The following is a 17180-nucleotide window of genomic DNA, read 5'->3' as shown; positions in this document are numbered from 1 at the left end:
ATTTCTTCGTATACCAAACTCTCTTTGCCGCGGGAGGGACGGGTTGCCGGGAGCTGCCGAAGGCGTACTAAAGACAAACCGTCTGACCTCGAATTGCTGAACAAACTCATTTCCATCAACTCGACGAGGAAGAGCATCAAGCCGAGACTATCTCTTCCAGCTCGATATGCGCTATTCACGAAGGACATCAAGATAAAAGCCGGCGAGGAACCCGGTGCGATCTGGCTGTCAGTAGTCGCGTTCTCCGATGACCGTCAGCACGCAATGGTGTGGGTTTCCAATTACTGCGGCAATCTCTGCGGGAGCGGGCTGCTCTGGAAGCTCGAAAAGAACCGCAGCGTGTGGCGCGTCACGAGTAAGCAGCCCGTGTGCGGATTCATCTCGTAAATTGGGCCTTTTCGACTGTAACTGTTGATAAATCCCCTTAGCACCAGTTTGCGCTTTTACTTCGCCTCCGCTGGGGGTAACTGGTGATATGGTCTGTTATCGCCAGTGCGGTTTCCTTTCGCCCGTCCCCAGAGAGAACGTTTGAGACCAAAACGCGGTCATGAGCATCCTTCTCTTGGGGCTAACGACATGCCAATTCCGTACTATCACGTCGATTCATTCACGGGAGAGCTCTTTGCAGGTAACCCGGCGGGGGTCTGCATCCTTTCCGCTTTTCTCGCGGATAGCACCATGCAGAAAATTGCGGCTGAGAACAGGCACAGCGAGACCGCTTTTGTTGTTCCTCGCGCTGATGGTGATTTCGACTTGCGCTGGTTTGCCCCCAAAGTCGAGGACGACCTATGCGGGCACGCGACCTTGGCATCCGCCTACGTGCTCGCGCTGCGGAAGCACAACGTGTGGCCGGTTCGCTTCCACACCTGCAGCGGCATGTTGACCGTCGCTCAGGACCAAGACAGCTTTGAAATGGACTTTCCCGCCAGGCCACCCCAGCCATGTGAGACGCCAGTCGACCTCTTACCAGCCCTAGGTTTGAAAGCGGCGCTAGTAATGAAATCGCGCGATTACCTCGTGGTGGTGGATCAGGCTGAGCAAGTGCGGGCGCTCGCGCCCGATTTTGCCGCTCTTGCCAAACTGGACATCGGGATCGGCGGAACGATTGTTACCGCTCCCGGCGAGGGTGACGTGGATTACGTGTGCCGACTTTTTGCACCCTCTGTCGGCATCGATGAGGACCCCGCAACCGGCTCGATACACTGCACACTGGCTCCATATTGGGCGGGGCGGCTGGGTAAGGACACGTTGCGGGCGCAACAACTCAGTGCCCGCGGTGGATACATGCAGTGCACAATCGCTGGCGATCGCGTGAAGATTGCTGGCAAAGCTCGCCTCTATCTTCAGGGGACGATCGAACTGTAAGGTATCTTTCTGGGCAGGGGCCGGGTGCCCCACCCAACGCGGTTTTCGTTGGGTGGGTCTCTCTGCGTCTCTGCGGTGAGTCTTTGCTCCCAACGCAACTCCCTGAAAACAAAGACACGCGCAACATCTGGATTTGTATAGCTTTAAGCTATGTCAAGAACTTTATTTTTTGTCCCTGCAACTCATTGATCCTACAGGCCTAGCCGCTCCGCCCCGCCGCGTTCCCGCCTCTTGGGTTTGCTATTCTGGATGTGGCGGCCCGTGCGCCGCCGAGCCGCCGGCATACCTGGCGCCCGTAAGCTCTTTGAAACCTCATACCTCACATATTTCTGGTCCTAACTCCTTTGTTTCGACATATCGAGGCAGGGGGGAGGGGGGCTAGATCTGTCGCGGTTCGCCTCTGTGTCTTCTCCGTGCGCCTTCGTGTCCTCTGTGGTGAGTCTTTCATCGCCGACGACGGACGACCGACGACGTCTCCCCGCGCCCCTGATCCCCTTGATATCAAGGGCTAAGTCGAGGCGTTTGGCGGGCGTGAGCGAGGCGACAGCCGAGCGGGAGACCGCCGCCGAGACCCTGACGCGGAGCTCCGCGAAGCGGAAGGGTCCCCTGATCCCCTTGATATCAAGGGCTAAGTCCTTTATTTCGACTGATCCCGGTAGGGGGTGGGGGGACCGCATACCCCCGAAAATGTGACTTCCCGTAAGCTATGGCATCCTCAACCCGGGACCTGTGTGCCCCATGCTTCATCACTAGGCCGAAGCACGGCTGGCACCTGTGACGCCGCCGCGGCACGGCTGTTAGACTCTGGGGCGGATGCAACTTCGCCGCTCAGAGTGGATCGACCTGCTCACGGTCGCCGGCTTCTGCGCATTCTTGTTCTTTTACGGGCTGGGGGCGTTCGGACTCACCGGGGCCGACGAGCCCCGCTACGCCCAGATCGCGCGCGAGATGCTGGCCCGCCACGATCTCATCACTCCCGTTCTCTACGGCAAGCCGTGGCTGGAGAAGCCGGTGCTCTACTACTGGCTGGCTGCGTTCTTCTACAAGATTTTCGGAGTCAGTGACTGGGCGGCGCGCCTGCCCTCGGCCTGCCTGGCCACCCTGATGGTGTTCGCCGCCTATTTCCATGCGCGCCGCTTCCGCCCTGGGGCCGAGCTCAATGCCGCCCTGATGACCACCGCGTGCGCCGCCATGATCGGCTTTTCGCGCGCGGCCGCGACGGATATGCCTCTGGCCGCGTTCTTCGTGCTCGGCATGCTGGCGTGGCACGCGTGGTTTGCCACGGGACGTCGCCTGTGGCTCGCGGCCTTCTACATCGCGATGGGCCTGGGGACGCTGGCCAAGGGGCCGGTGGCCGCCGTGCTGGCCGGCGTGATCGTGTTGGCGTTCGCGCTGCGCGAGCGCGATTTGGGTATCGTCTGGCGCACCCTGTGGCTGCCGGGCATCACTTTGTACCTTGCCGCTGCCTTGCCCTGGTACATCGCAGTCCAGGTGCGGAATCCGAACTTCTTCCGCGAGTTCATCCTGCGGCACAACCTGGAGCGGTTTGCGGTCCAGAACCTTTACCACCACAAAGAGCCGTTCTGGTATTTCGTGCCGGTGCTGCTGCTGGCGGTGATGCCATGGACCGTCTACTTCGTGGCGGCGCTGGTGGAGCACCTGCGGAATTTTCGCGAGCGTGCGCCCGGCGCGCCCGGGCACGACCCCCTGTCGCGCTTCCTGGTTCTGTGGGCCGCGATCGTGGTGGTGCTCTTCTCGATCTCGCAGGCGAAGCTGCCGGGATACATCCTGCCCGCCGTCCCGCCCTGCACCCTCCTGGTGGCCGACTGGATCCAGCGCCGGGGCGAGAAGCCGCTTCGCCGGTGGCAGGCTGCGCTGCACGCCGCCGCGGTCGCCGCGCTGACCGTGGCCGCGATCGTTGCGCCGTTCCTGGTGGCGGCGAAGCATGCCGGACAGCGCGCCGCCCTGCCTCCGCAGCTCAAGGGCTTTGCGTTGGGGATCGGGGTGATCGTTTTCGCCGCGGTGCTGATCACCCTTGCGCGGCGCGGCCTGGGGATGCTGCTCTTCGTCACGCTGGCGCCGGTGATCTTCGGAGTCGCGTGGCTGCTGCGCGCCGGCGGGCCGGCGATGGACGCGGCCATCTCGGCTCGCCCGGTCGCACGCGAGATCGCGCAGATCGAAGGTGGCAACCGGCTGGTCGCCATCTACAAGGCCAATCGCGAGTTGGAATACGGCCTGGCGTTCTACCGCAACCAGCCGATCCCCCGGTACGAACGCGGGGAGGTCCCTGCGGGCGATCACCTGGTGGTGGCGACCCAGGGGGCGGAGCATGAGATCGCCGACCAAGTCGGCGGGCGCCGCGTCTCGCGCCTGGGAGACTTCCCGCCGCAGCGCCTGGAGTTTTTCTGGATCTCGCCGCCAACGCCGCCTCATGCCGAGCAAGAGCACCATCATCATCACTAGGAAAAGTACCCGCGGCGGTGCCGTGCCTGGGGAGGTTCACGGGCGCGCTGCGCTTGGCGTGCCGCCCGCGCCCGGCTAGACTCTGTGCTGCAGCGCGGGCGTCCCCCGCCGCCTGTCCCTGCGGGGTCCATCCGCAGCCGGACCGGCCGCCGCGCGTGGCACAGGAGCTGTCTTCTGGAGATCGTCGACCTCAGGCATTTTGCCTCCACCGATCTGCGTGCTCTCCTGGAAGAAGAGTCGCGGGAGTGGGCACGGCAACTCGATTGGGATTACCACGGCTCGGCGGAGATGATCCTCCGTTACGTGGACGCCAAGATCCTGCCCGGCTACGCCGCCGTGGACCATGGGCAGGTTCGCGGCTACGCCTTCTTCGTGTACGAAGGCAGCAAGGGCGTGATCGGGGACCTCTACGTGGACGCTACGGCTCGCCAGGGCAACAACGGCGGAGGCAGCCTCCAGGCGAAACTGCTTACCCATGTCATCGAGACCTTGCAGCATTCGCCCGGCATCCACCGGGTGGAAGCGCAACTTCTGATGCACGAGACCGGCGCTGTTGCGCGTCCGTTCCTCCATGAGGGCTTCCGCGGGTATCGCCGGCTGTTCATGGTGTTGCCGATGGGCGGCCGCGCTTCCGGAAATGGGCGCGACCAGATCGCGCTTCCCGCCGACATCGAGCTGCGCAAGTGGAGCGAGGCCGATTTTCAGGGCGCGGCCTCGGTCATCACCGCCGCCTACCGCGGCCACGTGGACGCCGAGATCAACGATCAGTACCGCAGCGTGAGCGGGTCCATGCGTTTCCTCAACAACATCGTGCGCTTTCCCGGATGCGGCATCTTCGACGGAGAGTCGTCGTTCATCGCCCTCAGCCGCCAGACAAAAACCGCCGTGGGACTGATCCTGTGCTCGCGGGTGAAGGACGATGTGGGACACGTCACCCAAGTCTGCGTCGTGCCCGAGCACCGCGGCCGGCAGATCGGCGAGTCGCTGATGGCGGCTAGCACCGCGGAACTACGCCGGCGAAAGTTCTCCGCGCTATCGCTGACCGTCACCGAAGCGAACCATCGGGCGGTCGAGCTCTACAAGTGGCTGGGATTCGACGTCATCCGCGTCTTCGATGCGTTCGTCTGGGAAGGCTAGCTATTAGCGGTTAGCCGTTGGCGTTTAGCCAATCATGAGTTCGGGTCGAGCGCAGTTTCGCCATGGCTAAACGCTAATCGCTAATCGCTAAGTGCTAGTGTCGCAGCAGCCACATCAGCCAGCCGCCGATCAACGTTCCGGCCAGGAAGAAGGCAAAGCACTTCAGGCCGTACCGGAACATCTCATGCGGAGTGTTGCGCTGCGTGATGCCGAAGACGACGGAGGCGAACAGCGCGAAGATCAGCGCGGCGGAGAGGTGGGACAGGGTCATGGCTTCTTCCCGATGGCGATGTGGTAGGCATCCACCGCGGAGATCACGTTCAGCAGCCCGGCCACGATGATGAATTTGGTGCCGTAATCCGCGGTCGCCAGGTTGATGGCGCCGCGCCCGATCTCGAGCGCGCGGGTCACGATGTACAACCCGCCCGCCCCCACGTCGCCGACGAATCCCAGCATGTCCAGGATGTCGCCCACGTTCGCGGTGTACACCTTGCCTTCCATCAGGATGCCGAACACGAACATGATCGTGACCGAGGCCATCAGCAACAGGCCCCGGATCCATTTTTTCTGGATAAGGTGGCCGGCGCCGGGGATGAGCCAGCCCACAGCCGGCGCGACGATCGACATGGCGGTGAGCGGCGTGGCTGCACTTGCTTTTGCTGCGGGTGCCTTGGCCATCTAGATGATCACGATCTCCCGCTGGATTTTACCAGTGACCTCGGCCTTGCCGGGCCGCACCAGCACGTTCACCTCGCTGCGCACTCCGAATTCGGGAAGGTAGATGCCGGGCTCGATGGAATTGCAGGTGAAGGGAATGATCTCGCGCTCGTCCTTGGTCTCCAGGTTGTCGATGTTGGGGCCGTTGCCGTGGACGTCGGCGCTGCCGATGGAGTGCCCGGTGCGGTGCGTGAAGTACTTGCCGTAGCCCTTCGAGGCGATGAACTCGCGCGTGGCCTTGTCCACCTCCCAGCCGTACAGCTTGCGGCCGGCGGAGATCGCCTCCTGCATGGTGCGGACGCCCACGTCGCGCGCCCCGGTCACGATGTCGAACACTTCCCGCTGCTTCTGGCTGGGATTTTTCCCCACGAAGCCGGTCCAGGTGATGTCGTAATAGACGGCGTTGGGCCGGTCCTTTTTCGCCCAGACATCGAGCAGTACCCAATCGCCTTCCTTGATCGGTGACGAGCGGCTGGAACTCGGCTCGTAGTGCGGGTCTCCGGCGTTGGCGTTCACCGCGACCACGGGCCCATCCGGCGTGGTCAGGCCGTCGCGGCGGAACGCTTCCAGGAACCACTGCTGGATCTCGTGCTCGTTCGTGCCGCCGCTGCGCACCCGCCGCCCGATCTCCTTGAACGCCTCCTCGGTGATGCGGTCCACGGCGTCGCGCGCCTCGAAGTGGGAGCGCACCTGGTCTTCGCTCCAGGTCGCTTCGAAGATCGTGACCAGGTCCGCCGAGCTGACGATCTCCTTGCCGAAGCTGCGCAGCAGCTCGATCGTGCCCGCATCCACCAGCCCGATGTAGGGGATCGCGTTTCGCGGCGAGTATTGCATGGCCAGCGTTTTGTACGGCGCCAGCACCTCTTTCAGCGCCTCCTGCTGCTCCTCCCACGACGAGTACTCATGCTTGGCGCCGGGCAGCGAGTCCAGGTGATGGCTCTCGATCCGGTGATTGATTTTCTGCGGCTCGCCCTGCGCCGGCACCATGTAGTACCAGCGCCGCGTCACCATCAGGTGCGCGGGCATGCCCAGGATGCTGTAGGCAATGGGGTCGCGGTGATGGTGGTCGTAAAACAACCAGGCGTCGAACTTGCGCTCGCGCAGGGCAGACTGGATGGCTTTCAGGTCCATGGTCGAAACTTCTATTTAAACACAGACAGACCCGCCGGAGAGACACAGAGCGCGCGGAGAAACCCATTTTCCAATGTGTCATCCTGAGCGAGGCGTGCGTTTCGCGCGCCGAGTCGAAGGACCCCTACCTGCGCGAAGATCCACGGCGCCGAACTGATGAATGCCTGCATCTGCGTGGAAGCCCCCGGCTCTAGCCGCAGTTTCTACACGACACAAATCCGGAACGCTTGCATCTCCGTGGAAGCCCCCGGCTTCAGCCGGAGGTTCACAAGCGCCTAAAGAGATCCGGCTTTAGCCGCGGTGGAGAAAGCCTTAACGACTGACTTCCTTCATGGACAGCACGCGCTTCTTTTCCTCCGCTGACAGCGTCTCGCACGCAGTTCGCAGGACGAACCGCGGCACGCGGTCTCGGATCTGAATGAGGTAGGGAACCGTCTTGCGCGGGTCGGCTTTCGCAGTCTCGCGCAGCAGCCACCCCAGGCCCTTCTGCACCATGTCGTCCTCGTCTCCGCGAAGCATCTCCGTCACGCGTTGGATTTCAGCGAAGAAAAGATGCTTCCGCGTGCCCTGGATCAAGGACACCGCCGCTGCGCGCCGATGCCAGCGCTTCTTCGATCTTGCCCAAACGAGCACCCGCGCTCTACGTTTGGGTTCAGCCACCATCAGCGGCCCGATGAGATAGTGCACCAGCGCGTCATGGTCGGCCCAGCTCGTCGCCCGCGAGAGCCACGACTCGAAGAGCTTCAATTCCTTGTCGCCGAACTGCGCGACCGACTTGTCCAGCAACAGTACGGCAAAGTTCTTTTCTTCGAGGTTCTCGCCGTCAAAAGGCTCGTCCGCGACGCGAACCAGCAGTTCGATTCCACCGCTGGCCGTGATCTCCCGGCTGGTCTGCCGCGCAAAACGACGCAGGTCACCCGTGTACCAGCCGTGCGATTTGACCTCTTTCTTGAAGAACCACTGCACGCCCTTGGCATGCTCCGGAGACCCGCCGCGCTTCAGCGCCAGCCTGAGCGTGCGGGCGATTTCAGCGGCTTTGGAAACCTTGCTTGTCATCAATGGTGTCATCCTGAGCGAGGCGCGCGTTTCGCGCGCCGAGTCGAAGGAGCCCTACCTGCGCGAAGATCCACGGCGCCGCAAGGACGCTTGCATCTGCGTGGAAGCCCCGGGCTTTAGCCGGGGGTTCACAAGCGCACAATAGAGATCCGGCTTTAGCCGCGGTTGAAACCTACGCTTCCTTCATCGGCTGCACGACGCGATCGTAGATGAACAGCGCCACCGCCGTCAGCATTCCGATCCCTGTGACCACCCACCACACTCTTTCCGGCTGCTGCTGCACCTCGCCGAAATGATGCATCAACCTGCCCCCGCTCCATCCCCCGATGAACGACCCGATGCCGATGGGCAAGAACGCAAAGCCCATGTACGTCCCCTGCTGCCCGGGGGGCGCCAGCCGCGAGATGTACTCGTAATACCGCGGGGACTGCGTGATCTCGCCCAGCGCCAGGACGAACAGCGAGAGGATCGCACCCCACACCGTCGGCCGGAACGCCAGGATCAGCCACGACAGGGAAGTGACCACGGTACCGAGAATGACCGCCTGGAAAGCGGGAATCTTCTGCGTGAGGTAATTCACTGCCAGGGTGAGGCAGATCACGGTCAGTCCGTCGGTGATGAGGATCAACTCGACGTCGGCGCTGGCATTCACGTAGCTGTGGATGAATCCAGGCAGGCTGATGTACTGCTGCCAGAACACCACCCAGTAACCGGTGAAGATCACCAGGAACCACATGAACTTGCTGATGCCGGCCAGCACCAGCGCTACCAGCACGATCCAGATCCACCACGGCACCGTGAAACCACGGACGTAGGACGCGATTCCCAGCACGATGGCGATCGCCACCACCGGCAAGACCAGCTTGGCATTGCCTAACACCGTGCAGAAATTCCGAGCGACTTCTGCGATCGATGGCGGAGGCGCGTCGCCCGCCTTGCGCGGTTCGCGGAAGAAGATCAGGACGACGAAGAACATCGCGAACACGCTGAGGGCCGCGACCCGGTAAACATTTTCCACGCCCAGATTCCGGTGCGCCCACGACGCCACGTACGGCCCCGCCGCGCCGCCGACATTCACCAGCGTGTAATAGATGGAGTAGCCGATCGAGCGGACGTTCTCCTTCGAAGCGCGCGCCGTTGTACCCACCACGCAAGGCTTCACCAGGGAGATGCCCAGGGCGGGAAGCATCAGGATGAAGCCGACAAAAACAACCAGCGGCACCGCGTTGCGCACCGGCGCCAGCCACGGCGCCCCGATCGACCCGATCAGGAAATAGGCGACCGAAAGGATGAGGTACGCGACCGACAGCGCACGGCGGAATCCCAGGCGGTCGGCCGTGGCGCCGCCGAAGATGGCCAAAAACCAGACCATGCCGCCGAACACTCCCGTGAGCGTCCCAGTCTGCTCGGTGGAGAAATTCAGCTTCTCCTGCAAGTAAAGTGCAAGAGACGAGAACGCGCCGTAGTAGGAAAGGCGCTCGAAGATCTCGCTGATGTTGGCGACCCAGAAGGGCCGCTCGAAGCCGGTGCGTATCTCGCGCACGCGCTGCGCAAAGCTCAATGGTTCTCCTTAGTAGGCCGCGGGTGCCCCACCCAAGCCCGATTTTGGCTTGGGTGGGTTAACGACAATGTGGGTGCCCCACCCTTAGCGGCCCGCCTTTGGCCGCTAGGGTGGGATCCGCAGACGCTCTTCCACCTGCGCCGCCGTCAGGCCGCGCACGCGAATGACTTTGTTCCGGCTGGATTGCCCGGCGGCTATGCTAACCGACGCGCGCGGCACTCGCAAAATCTCCGCCAGGAACTCGATGCACGCCTCGTTGGCCCGCCCCTCCACCGGCGGCGCCGTCAGCGCGATCTTCAGCGCCTCGCCGAGTTCTCCCGCGACGGCATTCTTTTTCGCGCGCGGATGGACCTTGACCGCGAACGTGACCGAACCCGCGGATTCCTTGATAGGAATCAAGGTTTCTGCCTCTCCCCGAAGATCGCCGTTCCCACCCGCACGCAGGTCGAACCTTCTTCGATCGCCACCTCGAAATCGTGCGACATGCCCATGGACAGCACGTCCATGAGGACGCGCGGCAGCTTGCGGCCGAAAATCTCATCGCGCAACTGGCGCAGCCTGCGAAAATACGGCCGCGCCTCTTCCGGATCCTCGGTGAACGGAGGGATCGTCATCAGACCCCGGATCTCCAGCCTTTCGAATTCGGCCGCGGCGCGCAGCAATTCCTCGAGCTCCGACGAGTCCGCCCTGACCCCCGACTTCGCCTCTTCGCCGCCAATATTGATCTCAATCAATACGGGTACATCCTTTTCCGCCGCCGCGTCCAGTTTGCGCGCCAACTTCACCGAATCTACTGAATCCACCGCGCTGAAAATCTCCGCCGCCTTGTTCGCCTTGTTCGTTTGCAGATGCCCGATCAGGTGCCACTCGGCGCCGCTGAGATCGCGCAGCGCCGCCTTCTCCGCGAACTCCTGCACGCGGTTCTCGCCGAAGACGCGGACGCCCGCCGCGTAAGCTTCGCGGATTCGCGCCGGCTCGACCGTCTTGCTCACCGCCATCAGCGTGATCTGGTTAGGGTCGCGCCCGGCCCGCCGCGCGGCCCGCGCCATGCGTTCCCGAACCTGCGCAATATTTTCGGCGATCGACATCGAAACAAAACCTACCACAGAGACACAGAGGGCACAGAGAAACCCAGACGAAACTCTGTGTTCTCTGTGCCTCGGTGGTGAAACGAGATCCTTCGGCCTTACTGCGCTCGGCCTCAGGATGACCGCGCCGGGCTCGCGCTGCGCTCACGCCCGGCAAGCGCGGTCACATGATCGCAGTCGGCGGCGCGGGCTCGTCCGGCGACCCGGCGTTGGCCAGCGGCAGCTTGATCATGATCGCGATCAGGATCGCCAGGCCGATCAGCCCACTGATCCAGTTGTTTCCGTACGACAATTGGAACAGCGACGCTTCGGCGTTCGGGTTGCTCGCTAACTTTTTGGCGATGATGCCGGCGATGACGATGCCGCACAACGCTTCACCGGCGATCAGCCCTGACGCTGTCAGCACTCCCGTGTTGTCTACCCGCGCCTTCTGGGCGTCGTTGTAGCCCCGCCGGTCGCGTAGTTTGTCCGTGGTCCAGCGGATGATGCCGCCGACGAAGATGGCGAACGTTGTCTCCAGCGGAAGGTACATGCCGACCGAGAACAGCATCGGACTGCGTACCTCCACCATGATCAGCGCGAAGCCCATCAGGATGCCGACCACCACCAGCGGCCAGGCCATGTTGCCGCCCACGATCCCCTGCGCCAGCATGGCCATCAGTCCCGCTTGCGGAGCGGATAGTGCGGCGCTGCCGAAGGTGTAGGCTTTGTGCAGCATCATGAGGGGGAAGAACAGCACCAGGCTGGCGACGACGATGCCGATCAGGTCGCCGATCTGCATCTTCGACGGCGTGCCACCAAGGATGTGCCCGACCTTCAGGTCTTGCAGCATCTCGCCCGCGACCGCTGACGAGACGCAAACCACGGCGGCCACTCCCAGCACCGCGGCCACGCCGCCGGGTCCCTTGACTCCGAGGGCGACCATCAGCAGCGCAGCCACCACCAGAGTGCACAGCGTCAGCCCGGAGACGGGGTTATTGGAGGAACCGATCATCCCCACCAGGTTTCCCGACACCGCGGCGAAGAAGAAGCCGAGCACCAGCATCACGATCGCGGCCACGGCTGCGCCGGGCAACGTGCCCGAGAAGTAGAAGTAGAGGGCCACCATGCAGACGAACACCACGCCGATGCCGGCGAATACCACCTTTGAGCTTAGGTCGCGCTCCGTCCGATCGCTTACCTCGTGGGCCACGGCGGACTTCTTCAGATCCGAGATGGCCCGCTTCATGCCCACCCCGAGCTGCTTGCGCATGCGAAACAGGGTAAAGCTGGCGCCCACCAGCATGCCGCCCACCGCGATCGGACGCACGATCGAGTACCACACGTTGAACGCCAACTGTCCGGGTCCCAGGGTCGTTCCCGCGGGCAGATTTGCAGTGATCCCTGGCGACAGGAAATAAACTAGCAGCGGAACGAGCAATCCCCACGAGATCACTCCTCCGGCAAAATTAAGCGCCGCCAGCCTCGGGCCGATGATATAGCCGACGCCGAGGTAGGCGGGGCTGACTGCGGGGGAGTTGAAGGTGGTCAAGCCACCGGTGGCGACCCGCGCGGCATTCGCGCCACGGCCAACGCGCAGGCCACCCATCATCGCAGCGATATTCACCGGGATCGCCCGGATGTACCAGAACAGATTGATCTGCGAGAGGAAGTACATGACCGCGCCGAAGCCCATGTTGGCGAACAGGATCTTGGCGGCCTTGGCCCCCCGCTGCCCGGCTTTGTGGATCTCGGAGGCAGCGACGGATTCGGGATACGGAAGGTCGGGATCCTCCACCATCACCCGCCGGAGCAAGGTGACGAACAGGATGCCGAGCGTCCCGCCGACGGCCATCAACGCCACCGACGGCCAGTACGCATGCTCCATGTCGAACACCGGCCAAACACCTGCCAGCACGAAAGCCGGGATGGTGAATACGGCGCCCGCGGCCACCGACTCGCCGATCGACCCGATGGTCCGGGTGATGTTCTCCTCGAGGATCGACCCTTTTGCCAGCCGCAGCAGGGACATGCCGATCACGGCCGCGGGATAGGTGGCGGCGATGGTCATGCCGGCCTTCAATCCCAGGTAGGCGTTGGCGAAGCCGAGGATCGCCGTCAGGGGCAACCCGATCAGGACGGCGCGGAAGGTGAACTCCTTCATCTCCATGTCCTGGGGGACGAAGGGGCGGTACTTGCGTTCCGTCCCGGTGGGGGGTGCGGTGGTGCTCATGCGATAAGCCTCGCAGAATTGCAGGGTTAGATGCGTGTATCGAACCGACCCGGCAGGGTAGCACCCCGCCAAACCGCAGCACAAGTCTGGCAGAGGAGGAAGACTCACCACAGAGGACACGAAGGTTCACGAAGGTAGACGAAGGAAGGCACGAAGGAGGACATCCGGCCACCGGCCGCCCGGCCTTCCGCCCCGGGCGGGTTCTCGATATACTGTCCTGTGTCTCCCGCTGCGGCGGGATGGAGGGTCGTCTTCAGCAGTAGCAGTGACCTACGCCGGGCCCGGGCCCAGATCCCATCACCAGGGGCGGGGCGTTTCGCGTGGCTGGATGAAGCCGCCCAGGCTGTGCTGGCCACCCTGTTCCCCGCCGACTGCCGCCTCTGCCATGTTCCTCTGACCCGCATCTCCCGCCTGCCCGTTTGCGACGCCTGCCTGCAAGGGATCCATCCGACCGAATGCCGGATCTGCGCCGTCTGCGGCGAGCGGCTGGAAAGCGAATTTGCCGAGGGTCTTTGCGGGATGTGCCGCCGGGTGGAGCCGCGATTCGTCCGGGCTACGGCCTACGGCGCCTACGAAGGCGGGCTGCGAGGACTCATCCATCTGCTGAAGTACGATCATGTGCGGCCGGCGGCGCGGGTCCTGGGCCGGATGCTGGCCAAGGCGATCGAGGAGCTGCGGCCTGACCTGGGCGGCACGCTGCCCGTCGTGGTCCCGGTGCCGCTGCACGCCACCCGCATGCGCGAGCGGGGCTTCAACCAGACGGAGGAGATCGCGCGCGCGGCGCTCAAGCTGCTGCCGGGATTCTCCATGAGCACGCGGGTGCTGGTGCGGCAGCGGGCCACCGACTCGCAGATCGGGCTCACGCGCCACCAGCGGCGCGCCAACCTGCGGGGAGCGTTCGCCGTGCGGGCCGCCGAGGATATCGCCGCCCGCGACGTCCTGCTGGTGGACGATGTTTTCACCACCGGCACCACCGTTTCCGAATGCGCGCGCGTGCTGCGCCGCTCCGGCGCTTCACGCGTGTTCGTGGCCACCGTGGCCCGCGTTCTGAAGGCGGAACCCACAGCGGCATTCGATCATCAAAAGGGGGAGGAACCGGTGGCCCTGGGCGCCACCGCGTAAGGGGACATGGGACAAGGGACCAATCCGGGGAAGGTCAAGCACATCCGGCAGATCCCGCACGTGGTGCCGTCGCCGCCCCACCACGAGACCGGGGTGATGCACACGCCGGTCCTCGTCCTGAACGCCTCGTATGAGCCTATCAATATCTGCGCCGCGCGGCGCGCGCTGGTGCTGGTGCTGAAGGGCGTGGCCATGACCGAGGAGGAGAACGGGCACTATCTGCACTCGGCGCGGCTGGCCATGCGCGTGCCCTCGGTGATCCGGCTGCTGGAGTACCGCCGCATCCCCCACCAGACGCGGGCGCTGTCGCGCAAGAACATCCTGTTGAGGGACCGCAACACCTGCCAGTTCTGCGGAAAGTCGCTGCCGTCGAGCGAATTGACCCTGGACCACGTGGTGCCGCGCTCACGCGGTGGCTCCTCCACCTGGGAGAACCTGGTGGCCTGCTGCCATCCCTGCAACCGCACCAAGGGCAATCAGCTCCCCGCCGAAGCGGGCATGAAGCTGCTGCGCGAGCCTCGCGCCTTCTCTCTCCACACCAGCCGCCACATCATGCGCATGCTGGGCCGCTCGGATGCGAAGTGGCGTAAATATCTCTTCTATTGAGAACAGAGTTTCCCCGATGAGTAGCCCGTGAAGCGGGCGTCAGACTTTAGCCCCGGGCGTCAGCCCGGGGCAGGCTGAGGTAGTGCGGGCCTTTCAGGCCCGCGTATCCCTGATCCCATTGAATTTGTCATCCTGAGGGAGTGCCGTAGGTACGACCGAAGGATCTTCGGAGTGTTTGTCGTCACGACTGGTGCAGCGGCGGGACGGCAGTGTCGCCGCCGATTCATGCCCTCAGCGGCTAAAGCCGGTTCCAATTGAGAGCGCCCGCAACGCGGCACTGAAGTGCCGCTCTACCTCGGCAACCCACGGCTCACGCCGTGGGCTAAATTCTTGCGCTCGCTTTGCGAGCTTGTTCTGACGGTTTCGCTGGGTACTTGGTACTTACTTGCAATCCGTCCGCATGTCCTGGGCGGCGACGATCTGCCACTTGCCATTACGCTTCAGCCAAGTGTCGGTCCAGATCTGGGTCTGCGTGTATTCCTTCCCGTCCTGCGCTTTCTTGATGCGGCTTTCGCTCCCGTACACGAGGGCGACGTTGTCGCCGAAGAAGCGTACTTTGGCGTCGATCAAGCGACAGGCGCGCGCTTCGCTCTTCGGATGTTTGGCGTCCTCCACCTCTTCCGCCTTCGAATACCGCTTTCCGTCCGTAGAGGTGCCCTGGAAATCGTCGGCCAGGATGTTTTCGGCGATGAGGTTGTGGTCGCACGGTTCTTCCGCCCACTGCCGCTCCATGTCGATGATGGACTTCGCGCTCGGATCGTCGGCGGCTGCCCATTTTCCCTGTTGCGCAGAGGCCGAAACGGTGAGCAGGAACGCCATGCCGGCGATTGCCAACTTCGCCCATTGATTGCGGATCATGTTTGCCTCCGAATGGTAGGCGGGAAGATACCAGAGACAAAGCAGCCCGCGAAGCGGGCGACAGAATATAGCCTCGGGCGAGGTAGGCCGGGGCTTTAGACCCGGATTCGCGGGACTTTCAGTCCGCGAACCCGGGGTAGGCGTTTTATAAGGGCTAAGCCCCTTCAGGGGCGACAGAACCCCTTCTTACGCCCGCTGAAGCGGGCTTGGGAATCCAATCAATCCCGCAACCCACGGCTCACGCCGTGGGCTAAATTCTTGCGCTCGCTTCGCGAGCTTCTTTGAGGACCTACCGTGACCCTTCTTCTTCCTCTTCACTCTCATAATCCGGGTCCACCGATGCATGGATCGTCAACCCGATCCTGTGCGTATCATCCGCTGGATTCCCCGTGATCAAGCGCCATGCGTTGCGATACTTCTCGTAGCGTCCACGGCTGTGGGGCACGTGCGGATACATCCGCACTGCGCGCGTCACCACCTTGGACGCCGGAATGACATACCAGAAGTCCTGCGGAGCGATGTAAACCACCAGGAAATCGACGCCGTTGAGTCGCCCGGCGGATTTCTTATAGGCCTGCGCGGTGTAACGGGGTCCCTGCGGACGCCATCCCGACTTCACCTGCACCCGGAATGTCCCCGCCGGCCCATAGACGTGAAAGTCGAAGGCTTGATTGTCGCCGTAGGGCTTGCTGATGGAGAGGCCCAGGGCCTGCGCCTTGACCATGAAAATGACTTCGACCAACTCCCCCTTGGCTTTCTCACTGGACCCGATCTGGGCGTCGATCGCTTTGGGCTTCTTCGGCGGGCGGGGAATGGCGTCACTCCTATGAACTGCGTCAGCATCGCACGGATCTTCCGTAGGGGCAGTGACTTCGGTCACGGAACGCTGTGAGAATATCTCCCAGCTATAAATGGAGCGGAACCCATTGAGCCGCTTGAGTTTAAGTTGGACGTCTCGCCTGGAACTGCCGTCGAAGCCCCCGCCTTCAGATCATGCCGACCCGAACCAATGCTGAAATCGCCGTGGAAGCCCCCGCCTTAAGCCCCCGCCTTTAGGCGGGGGGGTAAAACGAACGTTTAGAAAGATCCGGCTTTAGCCGCGGTGGCGACCGGCGGCGGATCGAGTTCAAATCCCGGGTGCGCCGAGCTATACGCATACTCGCCCGCCGCGTGAACAAGACCCTTGCGCACCGGGTTCTGATGAATGTATTCGCGATGGCGCTCGAAATCCTCCGCATCGCGGATGCGATGGTTGGTAAAGCTCTTCTCCCAGATCAGCAGATTGGGCCGCTCCTTACGAACCCGGAACGAGAAGCCCCCCTTGATCAATTGCATCGCTTTCTCGATGCTGACGATCTCGGCAGGCGTGATCAACAAGTGCATGTGTTCGGGCATGACGACAAACGCATGCAGAGCGAAGCGCTTCTCGGTGCGATAAAGGTAGAGCGTCTCGATGAGCATCCGGGGAAGCGTGTCGTTGCTGAAAATGCAGCGTTGCTGCCACGCCACGGCCGTGACGAAGAAGGTCCGCTCCCAACCCATTTCCATCGCGCGGACGCTAGCACGTTTCTGCGGGCCGTGTCTGTGAACCACCGCGGCTAAAGCCGTCTTCATTTTTTCGCTATTGAACCCACGGCTGAAGCCGTGGGCTTCCACGCAGATGTATGCATTCTCTTGCGATTTTGAATCGCCTTGGAAGGAGGCCCATTTCGCCAGCGGCAGCGATGTGCGCATCACCGTGGAAGCCTGCCTTTCGTCGCCGCCGGTGACGTGTGCATCGGCGTGGAAGCCCCCGCCTTTAGCCCCCGCCTTCAGCCCCCGCCTTCAGCCCCCGCCTTTAGGCGGGGGTTTAATACGAACGCTT

17 protein-coding genes are annotated in these 17180 nt (G+C 63.0%); 6 read left to right on the top strand and 11 right to left on the bottom strand.

Annotation, left to right across the window (positions count from 1 at the left end):
- The first annotated feature begins 93 nt into the window (after positions 1–93).
- The 4 genes from LAN37_14645 to LAN37_14630 all read left to right on the top strand — a co-directional run bounded on the left by LAN37_14645 (position 94) and on the right by LAN37_14630 (position 4965).
- Positions 94–387, top strand: a complete 294-nt coding sequence (locus LAN37_14645) for a hypothetical protein (GenBank protein ID MBZ5648450.1) — start codon at positions 94–96, stop codon at positions 385–387.
- A 189-nt stretch (positions 388–576) separates the two neighbouring features.
- Positions 577–1365, top strand: coding sequence for a PhzF family phenazine biosynthesis protein (locus LAN37_14640; protein MBZ5648449.1), 789 nt, complete (start codon positions 577–579; stop codon positions 1363–1365).
- An 813-nt stretch (positions 1366–2178) separates the two neighbouring features.
- On the top strand, positions 2179–3828 hold the full coding sequence (locus LAN37_14635) for a glycosyltransferase family 39 protein (GenBank protein ID MBZ5648448.1): 1650 nt from the start codon (positions 2179–2181) through the stop codon (positions 3826–3828).
- Between the two features lie 174 nt (positions 3829–4002).
- Positions 4003–4965, top strand: a complete 963-nt coding sequence (locus tag LAN37_14630; protein ID MBZ5648447.1) for a GNAT family N-acetyltransferase — start codon at positions 4003–4005, stop codon at positions 4963–4965.
- Between the two features lie 94 nt (positions 4966–5059).
- Here LAN37_14630 and LAN37_14625 read toward each other — a convergent pair whose 3' ends face one another.
- From LAN37_14625 to LAN37_14590, 8 genes are all read right to left on the bottom strand, one after another.
- Positions 5060–5236 carry a hypothetical protein gene (locus tag LAN37_14625; GenBank protein ID MBZ5648446.1) on the bottom strand — a complete coding sequence of 59 codons (177 nt, stop codon included), beginning with the start codon at positions 5234–5236 and terminating at the stop codon, positions 5060–5062.
- Positions 5233–5643: a hypothetical protein gene (locus LAN37_14620; GenBank protein ID MBZ5648445.1), complete on the bottom strand. Its 411-nt coding sequence runs from the start codon at positions 5641–5643 to the stop codon at positions 5233–5235. Before LAN37_14620 ends, LAN37_14625 begins: the two co-directional genes overlap by 4 nt.
- The gene (locus tag LAN37_14615) at positions 5644–6813 is read right to left on the bottom strand and encodes a M24 family metallopeptidase (GenBank protein MBZ5648444.1); all 1170 of its coding nucleotides are present in this window, start codon (positions 6811–6813) and stop codon (positions 5644–5646) included. It lies immediately after the preceding gene.
- Between the two features lie 312 nt (positions 6814–7125).
- A complete protein-coding gene (locus LAN37_14610; protein ID MBZ5648443.1) occupies positions 7126–7869 on the bottom strand; it encodes a DNA alkylation repair protein in 744 nt (247 codons plus the stop codon).
- Between the two features lie 172 nt (positions 7870–8041).
- Positions 8042–9430: an MFS transporter gene (locus LAN37_14605; protein MBZ5648442.1), complete on the bottom strand. Its 1389-nt coding sequence runs from the start codon at positions 9428–9430 to the stop codon at positions 8042–8044.
- Positions 9431–9535: 105 nt separating this feature from the next.
- Complete coding sequence (locus LAN37_14600) at positions 9536–9829, bottom strand: DUF167 domain-containing protein (GenBank protein ID MBZ5648441.1); 294 nt, start codon at positions 9827–9829, stop codon at positions 9536–9538.
- On the bottom strand, positions 9826–10518 hold the full coding sequence (locus LAN37_14595) for a YggS family pyridoxal phosphate-dependent enzyme (GenBank protein ID MBZ5648440.1): 693 nt from the start codon (positions 10516–10518) through the stop codon (positions 9826–9828). The genes LAN37_14600 and LAN37_14595 overlap by 4 nt, the downstream gene beginning before the upstream one ends.
- Positions 10519–10681: 163 nt before the next feature.
- Positions 10682–12661, bottom strand: coding sequence for an oligopeptide transporter, OPT family (locus tag LAN37_14590; GenBank protein ID MBZ5648439.1), 1980 nt, complete (start codon positions 12659–12661; stop codon positions 10682–10684).
- Between the two features lie 288 nt (positions 12662–12949).
- On the opposite strand from LAN37_14590, the gene LAN37_14585 reads away from it, so the two are divergent.
- Both LAN37_14585 and LAN37_14580 read left to right on the top strand, forming a co-directional pair.
- Positions 12950–13852: a ComF family protein gene (locus LAN37_14585; protein MBZ5648438.1), complete on the top strand. Its 903-nt coding sequence runs from the start codon at positions 12950–12952 to the stop codon at positions 13850–13852.
- A 96-nt stretch (positions 13853–13948) separates the two neighbouring features.
- Entirely contained in the window at positions 13949–14458 is a 510-nt protein-coding gene (locus tag LAN37_14580) for an HNH endonuclease (protein ID MBZ5648437.1), read from the top strand.
- 381 nt (positions 14459–14839) lie between these two features.
- On the opposite strand, the gene LAN37_14575 is transcribed toward LAN37_14580, so the two are convergent.
- From LAN37_14575 to LAN37_14565, 3 genes are all read right to left on the bottom strand, one after another.
- Complete coding sequence (locus tag LAN37_14575; GenBank protein MBZ5648436.1) at positions 14840–15316, bottom strand: nuclear transport factor 2 family protein; 477 nt, start codon at positions 15314–15316, stop codon at positions 14840–14842.
- Between the two features lie 289 nt (positions 15317–15605).
- Positions 15606–16196 (bottom strand): hypothetical protein, encoded by a 591-nt coding sequence (locus LAN37_14570; GenBank protein ID MBZ5648435.1) that lies wholly within the window; start codon positions 16194–16196, stop codon positions 15606–15608.
- Between the two features lie 197 nt (positions 16197–16393).
- Entirely contained in the window at positions 16394–17053 is a 660-nt protein-coding gene (locus LAN37_14565) for a transposase (protein MBZ5648434.1), read from the bottom strand.
- Between the last annotated feature and the right edge of the window lie 127 nt (positions 17054–17180).

It is taken from the genome of Terriglobia bacterium (assembly GCA_020073495.1).
Taxonomy (GTDB): Bacteria; Acidobacteriota; Terriglobia; order Terriglobales; family Acidobacteriaceae; genus JAIQFD01.
The sequence above is the reverse complement of the archived record's forward strand: the minus strand, read 5'-3'. Positions and strand labels throughout refer to the sequence as shown.

Coding starts and splice junctions, on each gene's coding strand:
- LAN37_14640 (MBZ5648449.1), top strand. CDS start 577: ATGCCAATTCCGTACTATCACGTCGATTCATTCACGGGAGAGCTCTTT.
- LAN37_14635 (MBZ5648448.1), top strand. CDS start 2,179: ATGCAACTTCGCCGCTCAGAGTGGATCGACCTGCTCACGGTCGCCGGC.
- LAN37_14625 (MBZ5648446.1), bottom strand. CDS start 5,236: ATGACCCTGTCCCACCTCTCCGCCGCGCTGATCTTCGCGCTGTTCGCC.
- LAN37_14620 (MBZ5648445.1), bottom strand. CDS start 5,643: ATGGCCAAGGCACCCGCAGCAAAAGCAAGTGCAGCCACGCCGCTCACC.
- LAN37_14615 (MBZ5648444.1), bottom strand. CDS start 6,813: ATGGACCTGAAAGCCATCCAGTCTGCCCTGCGCGAGCGCAAGTTCGAC.
- LAN37_14610 (MBZ5648443.1), bottom strand. CDS start 7,869: ATGACAAGCAAGGTTTCCAAAGCCGCTGAAATCGCCCGCACGCTCAGG.
- LAN37_14595 (MBZ5648440.1), bottom strand. CDS start 10,518: ATGTCGATCGCCGAAAATATTGCGCAGGTTCGGGAACGCATGGCGCGG.
- LAN37_14590 (MBZ5648439.1), bottom strand. CDS start 12,661: ATGAAGGAGTTCACCTTCCGCGCCGTCCTGATCGGGTTGCCCCTGACG.
- LAN37_14580 (MBZ5648437.1), top strand. CDS start 13,949: ATGCACACGCCGGTCCTCGTCCTGAACGCCTCGTATGAGCCTATCAAT.
- LAN37_14575 (MBZ5648436.1), bottom strand. CDS start 15,316: ATGATCCGCAATCAATGGGCGAAGTTGGCAATCGCCGGCATGGCGTTC.